10 protein-coding genes and 1 pseudogene are annotated in these 8,855 nt (G+C 47.5%); 6 read left to right on the forward strand and 5 right to left on the reverse strand.

The window, feature by feature from the left end:
* Positions 1-141 precede the first annotated feature (141 nt).
* The gene (locus tag J07HQW2_RS01035) at positions 142-345 is read left to right on the forward strand and encodes a hypothetical protein (RefSeq protein WP_021053322.1); all 204 of its coding nucleotides are present in this window, start codon (positions 142-144) and stop codon (positions 343-345) included.
* Between the two features lie 168 nt (positions 346-513).
* Positions 514-1,077, forward strand: a complete 564-nt coding sequence (locus J07HQW2_RS01040; protein ID WP_021053323.1) for a hypothetical protein — start codon at positions 514-516, stop codon at positions 1,075-1,077.
* A 1,774-nt stretch (positions 1,078-2,851) separates the two neighbouring features.
* Here the strand turns inward: J07HQW2_RS01040 and J07HQW2_RS16955 are convergent.
* Positions 2,852-2,977, reverse strand: coding sequence for a hypothetical protein (locus J07HQW2_RS16955; RefSeq protein WP_303703852.1), 126 nt, complete (start codon positions 2,975-2,977; stop codon positions 2,852-2,854).
* 123 nt (positions 2,978-3,100) lie between these two features.
* Here J07HQW2_RS16955 and J07HQW2_RS01045 point away from each other — a divergent pair, with 123 nt between their 5' ends.
* From J07HQW2_RS01045 to J07HQW2_RS19735, 3 genes and pseudogenes are all read left to right on the forward strand, one after another.
* A complete protein-coding gene (locus J07HQW2_RS01045) occupies positions 3,101-3,454 on the forward strand; it encodes a M48 family metallopeptidase (RefSeq protein WP_303703853.1) in 354 nt (117 codons plus the stop codon).
* A 640-nt stretch (positions 3,455-4,094) separates the two neighbouring features.
* On the forward strand, positions 4,095-4,640 hold the full coding sequence (locus J07HQW2_RS01050) for a restriction endonuclease (protein ID WP_021053325.1): 546 nt from the start codon (positions 4,095-4,097) through the stop codon (positions 4,638-4,640).
* 14 nt (positions 4,641-4,654) lie between these two features.
* A pseudogene (locus J07HQW2_RS19735) lies at positions 4,655-4,828 on the forward strand (pentapeptide repeat-containing protein); the annotation flags it as partial.
* Here the strand turns inward: J07HQW2_RS19735 and J07HQW2_RS01055 are convergent.
* From J07HQW2_RS01055 to J07HQW2_RS01060, 3 genes are read right to left on the reverse strand one after another with little or no spacing between them, the layout of a single operon-like run.
* Positions 4,802-5,011, reverse strand: a complete 210-nt coding sequence (locus J07HQW2_RS01055) for a hypothetical protein (RefSeq protein ID WP_048075053.1) — start codon at positions 5,009-5,011, stop codon at positions 4,802-4,804. The pseudogene J07HQW2_RS19735 and the gene J07HQW2_RS01055 sit on opposite strands and share 27 nt — an antisense overlap.
* A complete protein-coding gene (locus J07HQW2_RS16960) occupies positions 5,011-5,178 on the reverse strand; it encodes a hypothetical protein (RefSeq protein WP_021053326.1) in 168 nt (55 codons plus the stop codon). Before J07HQW2_RS16960 ends, J07HQW2_RS01055 begins: the two co-directional genes overlap by 1 nt.
* A complete protein-coding gene (locus J07HQW2_RS01060; RefSeq protein WP_303703854.1) occupies positions 5,175-5,378 on the reverse strand; it encodes a hypothetical protein in 204 nt (67 codons plus the stop codon). The genes J07HQW2_RS16960 and J07HQW2_RS01060 overlap by 4 nt, the downstream gene beginning before the upstream one ends.
* A 1,249-nt stretch (positions 5,379-6,627) precedes the next feature.
* On the opposite strand from J07HQW2_RS01060, the gene J07HQW2_RS01065 reads away from it, so the two are divergent.
* Positions 6,628-7,179 (forward strand): hypothetical protein, encoded by a 552-nt coding sequence (locus J07HQW2_RS01065; protein WP_303703855.1) that lies wholly within the window; start codon positions 6,628-6,630, stop codon positions 7,177-7,179.
* Between the two features lie 1,493 nt (positions 7,180-8,672).
* Here J07HQW2_RS01065 and J07HQW2_RS01075 read toward each other — a convergent pair.
* On the reverse strand, positions 8,673-8,855 hold a 183-nt coding region (locus J07HQW2_RS01075), incomplete at its 5' end, for a YccF domain-containing protein (protein ID WP_021053331.1).

The raw sequence follows: 8,855 nt of genomic DNA on the forward strand, positions 1-8,855 counted from the left end.
CCGTCACCGGCAGACTACGATGGCGATGACTATGACCGTGTGAAAATGATGTTGGGACTTCCAACTCCAACTTATCATCCGATGAACACATGGGAACTTTTCTCGCAGATGTAGCATCTATTCTAGTGACTGCGTGTGCTAATGATTGTCGGTGTAGCAGATGAACCCGGACGTGAATCTCGCATTCGCGCCTGGGAAGTCACCGGTCGCTTCGAGAAAAATAAGGCGCTATCGCTAGTTGCAAGGGCAAGCCACCCATACTCCCGATCCGATCGACGGGACGGAACGGGACGGGACGCGACGCGACGGGCATCGGATATAACTGTGCTCCTCACAGAGGAGTGAATTTTATATTGTATTTTTGCAAAAACACCAATGGCACGATAGAATATATCGTGTTTATGTAGCGCCATGAGGTATTCCCCGGATTATTGCAAATCCTGACTCATCCAAAGTAGCTCCCCCCAATAATCCGGGAAAGATCCCTCACAACAATGGGTTATATTATCAAATATGGTGGACTTCACCAGAAGGTCAATCATACTTGGAACAGCGGGAGTAGTCGCCGCAGGGGCAGGAGTCACAGCCGCCGCAGGAGGACTGCAAGGCAGTGTCGAAGGACAAGCCGACGTGCAAGCCGAGCAGGCGTTGACGGTTACCGAAGTGGAGATTAGCGGTGATACGGACGCGAGTTTCACGCGGACGAGTGATGATAATACGGAGTTCCAGGCTGCGGTTGAACTGAATAATGGGGATAAGGTTGTGTTCCACCCTGATGTCGAAAACAGCGCCGCAGACAAATTGAGTGTTCAAGTCAGTGTGAACGCGCCTGATCCCATCGACATCACAGTTGCGAATCCAGATGCACAAGATGGCGTTAACGGCGGTACTTTTGAGATTGATCCTAATGACAGAGTTAAGAAACAATCTGTCCAGACTGGTGAAGGAACATTTATCGATAAGATTAAGCCTGGGAACACGGAGGAGATTGCCATCTATGCCGAACTGGACGACACCGCAGAGCCTGGGTCCTACGACATCGGCGTTGCAATCAACCCACTGAGCACTGACAATTAATCGCAATCTGGACTGACTGTCGGTTCATCAACTGACGTGGCAGGGTAGTATTCGATTTTCAATTTTTTCCTGGAGCTTTGAAAGCAATGTGCGATGACCGTGCCTGCCCACAATTTGATTCTTTCCAGTGGTTGCCTGCTGTAGACACTACAGTCCCTACACAATCATGATGAGTGAGTTGTGTCAGGACAGTAGTCACTCATCTGATAGATAATCGCATGACGGCGTTTTCTATCTTATTCACATCGAGTGATATGTCAGATTGAATATCCCGTTTTCGAGATTATTTTGTAGTAATGACAATCGAAAAGAGTAATCGAATCCGAAAAGTCCCCGTTAGAATCGTGGGTATCACTCTTGAGAACGGGTCACTGATCGAGAGGTCAATGTCATTCTTCCTGAACTGATCTCAATCTTGATCTTATTTTATTGCAAGAATACGTCGGTTGAGGTCTAGCCAATTTCGGGTGATATGTGACCTGAATCTATCGAGTTGGGAATGACGATAGCCTTCATCGACCTTTCTATACTCTCTGTACAGCAGGGGTTGATTAATGTAGACGGTCTGAGGAAGCGTACAGAAACAATTAAACGCCGTCTCGAGGTATTTTTGGTCACCGTCTCACCGGGGGTAGCTCTCCGGTCATCATAGCAGCTCTCTAATTACCCGTAAGTCTACTGTCGGGAGATTGTTTCACTGGAGGTAGTTCTCCGGGCATCATAGCAGCGACACCAACATTGAGCGGTCCCGCGTCATGGCTCAAGTCTCACCGGGGTAGTTCCCCGGTCACCATAGCAGACAAAAGGCGAAGCCATATCAATTTTTGTACGCCCAAATCTCACCAGGGTGAATCTCTGGTCATTATATCAGCCCATACGTGTCAGGGTCTGGTAGCCAGCCTAAGTCCGTCTCACCAGGGGTAATTCCCTGGTCATCATAACAGCCAGGGTCCGTGTATTGATGCCAATGTCGAGCGGATGTCTCACCAGAATGTTTCTCTGGTCACCATAGCAGCACGTCGCAGTTGATGTCGCCCGCGAACCCGACTCGATGTCTCACCAGGGGGAATCCTCTGGTCATCATAGCAGCACTATTACCGGCGATGAGGATGAGCCAGTGTATGTTGTCTCACCGGGGGGAGATCTCCGGGCATCATAGCAGTATGTGTCCGAGCGTGGACGCGATAGAGGCGATGTCTGGTCTCACCGGGGGTCGCTCTCCGGTCATCATAGCAGCATTGCACTGAAGACGTTTCAGGGGATGGGTGGCAGTGTCTCACCGGGGTAGCTTTCCGGTCACCATAGCAGCACTGGACCGTAAGAAGCCTACCGAATTCAGGCTATCTCTCACCAGGGAGAATTTCCTGGTCATCATAGCAGTTGCGGGGACTGTCATATGTTCATAATGCCGGGAGACCGTCTTATTAGGGATAGCTCTCTAGTCATCACACTCGCTCGATTATCATTTCCGATTATTGGGGGAGAGTCGGAAGTGAATCCTTGTTCATTATTACTTCCCTCTTATTACCTGTATGACCGAAAAAGACGATACAGAGGATGAAAAAGTGACTCACGGCAGACAGTGCACTTGGATTTTCCTGACATGAGTTCTTGTTGAGTTTCTAAACTCTAAGTGATTAATTACTCGCGAAAAGTACAATTCGATAGAGTCATATCAACTGCTCGCGTATAACTACTAATCTTAATTAGCGTGTTTGAATTATGACTTATTTTAATAATGACATCGCTAATGATTGATTTTTCTCATCTGTTGCTATGCTAACCACACAACGACAGCACCGATGCCAATCACAACGACATAGGCGACGTAGACGAGTTGCTGCTCGGCAACACTCATAATATCAAAGATACCACTCAAAGACTGCGATATGGTGCCCACACACCACCGTTCAAGAGATTGATGTCACCAATGACGACCAGCGCAAGTCCTGCAAGCCCAGCAGCTATATTTAACCAACGTACGTACACGTATAGCAGTCGTTTCTGCAGTGATCCGAATCTGTTGCCAGTCCATGGCAAATACAGTGACTATCGGGACCGAGTCCCGGAAAGGGCGTTTGAGCCACAGGAAACGTTTCCATATCGTGGCGACCAACGTGTTCTTGACCTTCAGAGTGTCACTGAGCATGCTATCACCGATGAGAAGATCATCTTGGCGGAAGATGGGGTAGATACAACGTCAATACGAGATGAGCTTGAAACGCTTTTTCGAAGCCGAGCTCGGGCACTTTTTGAAGACTTAGCCCCGATGTATGCCGAACAAATGGACGTTGAGTATGATGGATTAGCAGTGAGGAACCAGCGAACTCGATGGGGGAGTTGCTCACCGAAACAGAATCTGAATTTCAATTGGTGATTGAGATCTATCTTGAATTATAATTATCAAATTGATGACATACTCATCTGAATGCCACCACGACCGTATCCACATACACAAAAGTCCGATTCATACAATAGAGACGCTACGATGTCTGTGATGGCACTCAGGGTATTATCATAAGTATAATCTTGAATTATTTTCACTCACAATTTGGAATGAGTTCAGTTTTGTTTTATTCTGTTTTGTCATGATGGAACTTGGGTTAGCTTCTTAAAGTTCAGAAATGAACCAGATAGAGTTACGTTACTCGAGAACAATCACGAAAGCAAACACAACGTGACTATTCCTGACAAGTTGACAAATATATTAACTAATTACATCGACAGATACAGGCTAGACAAGATTGACGAGCACAGACAAAAGACAATGTTCACCATGCCGGGTAGTCGGATATACAGACGGCAAGCGTACAAGAATGTAATAGCTGTTACACGTCCTTGTGTCACAACGGAGGGATCGTGATTTCAGCGACATATCCGTTGAGCAAGGTCTACAAGATTATACTTTATATTCATGCCTTGTCTTGTCTTCTTTCCACTACCAATGGGAGCAGTATTACGGTGAGTGGCGATAGCCTTCCCAAATTGTACTTCAATCTAGAGATAACAGACATCATATGGGAGACGGAACAGCCGGGTCTTCAATCCAGTATCAGACCCCGACACATGACTATCTACGTCAGCGATTACAACAGATGGCTCCAGAGGCGTTCGAGGAGTTTGTAAGCGATGTGTGGGAGTCTCTTGGCTGGAACACACGTGTCGTTGGGAAACCTGGTGATCGTGGTATCGATGTCGTCGCTGTGACCGGTGATCAAAAGCAGCTGATCCAAGCTAAGCGGTATGGACCATCGACATCGGTCGGGAGCCCTGAAGTCCAACAGTATGCAAGCCTCCGACTGCAAGAAGAAAATGTCGATCGAGTAACGATCGTGACAACAGGAACGTTCTCCCGGCAAGCACGTGAAATCGCACCTGAACTCGAAGTATTGTTAGTGAATGGTGAAGAGCTGATCGAGATGATTGACGAAATTGAGGCGTTCGAAGTTTTTGACGATCACTTTGCGGATATCGAGCTATCACGTAATGTCGACGCAGATGCTATTGAATCTCCAAGCCGGTTCCGACAACTGCTTCGATGGGTTCGCTCACTATTTTCCTGAGTGAGCGGGACGGGATGTCAATAACTTCTAATTCACCATATAATGACAAAGAACGTTTTTCGATTCCACACAGCGACACAATCTTTCCGGCTGATATTCATCCAAACGTTCCTTTCGGTGACGCTGACCCTTCCGACGCCAAACTTCACGGAGCTGACCTCTCAAATACTGATTTTTCTGACGCTGATCTTTCTCGTGCGAATCTTGAGGAGATCGATGTTCGGGGCGCAAAAATGAGTACAGCGCGATTGTATCAAGTAAAGATGGACGAGTGCGAAGAAGAGCACGTCACTGTCGATGCCGGTCACTTGGTACACCTCGCCGCCGACGTCAACATGGCTCATCAGAAGACTCGAGTTGGATGTGCTCATTACAGTGCCTCCTCAACCGTATCGCGAATCTCGTTCAACAGTTCGTTCTTGTCCGCCAGGCTGTGCTGCTCGATGCCGTCGCACGCCAACGCCTCGATTGTCCGGAGCGCGTTCTCATATTGCGTGTGCTCACGTTCGGTCTTGAAATCACGAATGTCGGCGCTCATCGGAGGTCGACCTCCTCCTCCTCCGTCAGCAGGTCGTACTCATCAATCAGGGATTCAACCTGTCGCTTCTGGCGTTGCAAGTGCGTCAGGTCGTTTTCCAGCTCGTCCAGCAGTCGAAGAGCCATTCGCACGTCGTCGAGAGCGCGTCCACTTTCGGGCTCATCAACAAATTCGAGTTCGCGAGCTGCATCCTCCGCCACCAGCATCACCTTGACACGTTGTCGTACAGGTCAGCGGCGTCTGCTTCAATCGTCAGTTCAATTTCGTCACGGTGCGTCCTCGTCATGTCCTGTTCCGTAGGAGTCGTTTCGGTACTCATTGTCGTCTGCTTCTCCAGGTGACCATTTTCCTTGGTCTACTTCTTCTTTGGACTGGTAGGGTATTTAATGTATGTTTATCTGATAGGACTGCTTGTAATCGCCGTACGTCGCATGGGAACAAAAGTATACGTGGGACGACAGTTTTGCCGGGTTTCGACGACGGGGGACGCCATGATCATCGTGGGACATATTCGAGTTCTATGTCGTCATATAACTGTGAGAACAAGTCGCATTACCCGGATAGACAAAAATGCGTAACGAGCATTATCACGTACTAAAAGCGACGATTCTACAGGGATAGGCTAAAAAAGTTAACTTTCACAACACTCCCAGTTCAACAGTCGACAGGAAGCGTGTCTAAACCGGAATGTCTACGAACACATCGCATTACTCGGATAACGCAGATGACATTACGAGCCCGCTACTGTTTCATGTTCACGATCATAGTTTTGGATCGGTCATGACGGATCCTCTCGAGAGGGGTGTGTTATTCTGTATGTACGTACCCGCGTATGTGTACGTACGTACGCTGCAATATAGTATATAAATGATTTTTTGACCGCATGACGGCTCGTATACGTACGTACGTGCGTATGTGTACGTACGTACAGGATTATGCAGGGGAGGGGGTGCCCCTCACTCACTTACGATGCATGATTTATACACCCTATTCAGGCTCCAAGCTGAGAGTGCCAACACAATCGTCGAAGACATGGATAGCGCAGAAAACATTACGATCATTATACATGTCATATTACGATACGTCACGGTACGTTGAACTCTGGATCGGTGCTACGCAAAACAGATCCCGGATCAACTGGACTATGATACGTCATACTACAATCTACTACACTCTGCTACAGTATTCTACACACGACACTTGCGGATCGAGCATCACTATCACCATCGTTACAGGCGCCGTGAGAATACATCTCGTTTCAACTCAACCCGTGCAGTTCAACGCTTGACAACATGATAGTTTAAAAACGTAACAATCACAATCACACGTACACATGCGGAACACAACAAGAGACGATATTACACTTGCTAAGCTATCGGCTCTATCTAGGTCGTCTCAAGCTCAGAAAATCAGGAGTTCTGTTATATGATGTTGCTTTCACGAGCAAATATGGCATCAAAGAGCCCTCCCCTCTCACGCCGACGGCTTCTCGCAGTCGGGAGTTCAGCCGGAATAATTGCCTTCGGTGGATGCCTTGGTTCCATTACAAGAAGTGAACAGGAGGTCTGCTCTTCGGGCTACCGCGAGATTGGAGGAGTGTTCACAGAGCGGTCGATAGTGAACTATCTTCGGTATGCATCGTTGACAGTGCCACAATCTATTAGACCAGGTGAGAAATTCGTTGCGACACTCACAAACGAGTCCACTGACCCCCTCACCACACTGGGAAAACGGCGATATATGATTCAACGGCTAAGCCCTGACGGCATGTGGCGGAATACCATCGGTGTACCCGAAAAGTACGAGTGGTCGCCGTCGCAACGAGTGCTGGAGCCCGGCGAGGAACTCAGCTGGGAAATGACGCTCGATGTCAACGAATTTTCAGGACCGTTTCAACGGTGTACAACACACATACCAGCCACGTACCGGTTCATCTATTGGGGGTTCTCCGAACATGATGCAGGCATTGCACTCGCCGCTCCATTTGCGATCGTTGAATAGCGACGTGTGATAGAATCGCCTTTTACACTGGAACAATTTAATCACAAAAGATCAACATCCAAGATACGCGCCCTGTATCTGCATACCAGTCCGAATACCAACCCAATCTGGTTGGGTATTCAGCTCTCGATCTACACATCCACTTTCGATTGAGGATGATTCTATGACACGCTGTTCATACTACCAATGCAATTGCGATGCAACGACACTACCACTCGACATCAACACTGGGCAATCCCTCCACTCACGGCAAAAAACAACTGGTCACGTCGCAAAACCAACACCCGACACTCGATACCCAACACACACGAATCAACAGTCGCCTGGCAAAATATATAGACAGCCCAGTTTATCCCTCTAAATACACGTTAGAAGATCTGTACGTACTGTGTATGCCCTTCTCCAAAGTCCCATATACATGCGTGTCCGGGTCTGTATCCTACGTTTACGAGCCTGTAATACCAGATCTGGAGAATTTGAGTAAAAATAACTGTTCGCTATCTCGACGCTGTCGTGCGATTATACTATTTCACCTGTTAGAGACAACTTACGAGACAAGTCCTTACATCATAGACATCATATCGGGAACTCTTCGAGCCACAATCGAAACGTCACCGTCCGTGAGCTCGAATCGATCAGAGTACCAGATTTCGGTTGCATCAGACACGTCGATAGGCATTTCTCTTGCACTACCGTCCATTACGAGCGAATCCGCGCACTGGGCGCACGATCTCGAGACTTGATCACGATCAAGCTGGAGCCAAACACTGTCGTTCCGGTACGCGAGATCCGTGTCGATGCCAATAATACACGCGGCTTCGAATTGTTCGCAGATCTCACACTTCATACCTGTACTCCACACTACATCTATCATACCAGTTTTCCCTATCTCCGTCATCTGGTCATCTCGCTTGTGGTGGCATGTGAGCAGAGAGGTCTAATATTGTATAGAATAAAGACCGGCTCCCACATGGGACGCCGGGTTGCGTTGCGTGGAACGGAGTGTCTCTATCCCAATATGAAATTGGATTATTTGGCATCATCCAGGCGGGGAGCCCTTCTGATGTAAATAATCATATCACAAACTGATAGATAACCATTCCGGCGAGCACAGACGGAGCACTACCTGAATGTCAACTTCTATAAATTTTAGCACTCTCCGGTCACAATATCCGACGCGTGATTTTCAGACGTCTATGTCCGTCTTGTCAGGATACTACTAGGTATTTTTTTCACGAACTCATCAATGATTATATCTATTAGTTGGTAGAATACAGATTTGACTCTTCTACTGAATCTGGCTTACTACTTAAATTTTGGGGGTATATGGGTAACTTTTTATTTTTCGACCCTTTCACCGCGTGGTGATTTGCTGACGATCTGGGTAAATCTGGGTATTTTTTCTAAAAGCCGCCTTGACCACTCCAATAATGCTGCACGTACATATACATACGTACCTATTAATTGCGGGACTAGCTGACATATCTATAATATTATATATCTTCTGGATCCGGGGCAATCCGCGTGGCAAGGTAAATAAGAACAGCACCCACAGGGAGTCCGATTATTGTCAAACAGAATAAGATCCCAAGAAGAATTAGAGACATCGACAGTCTCTGTTTACTCTTTAGTTGTGCTTCCTTTCGTTTCATTATGTTCTCCTCTCTGATCTCCTC

The organism is Haloquadratum walsbyi J07HQW2, assembly GCF_000415985.1.
Lineage (GTDB): Archaea > Halobacteriota > Halobacteria > Halobacteriales > Haloferacaceae > Haloquadratum > Haloquadratum walsbyi_B.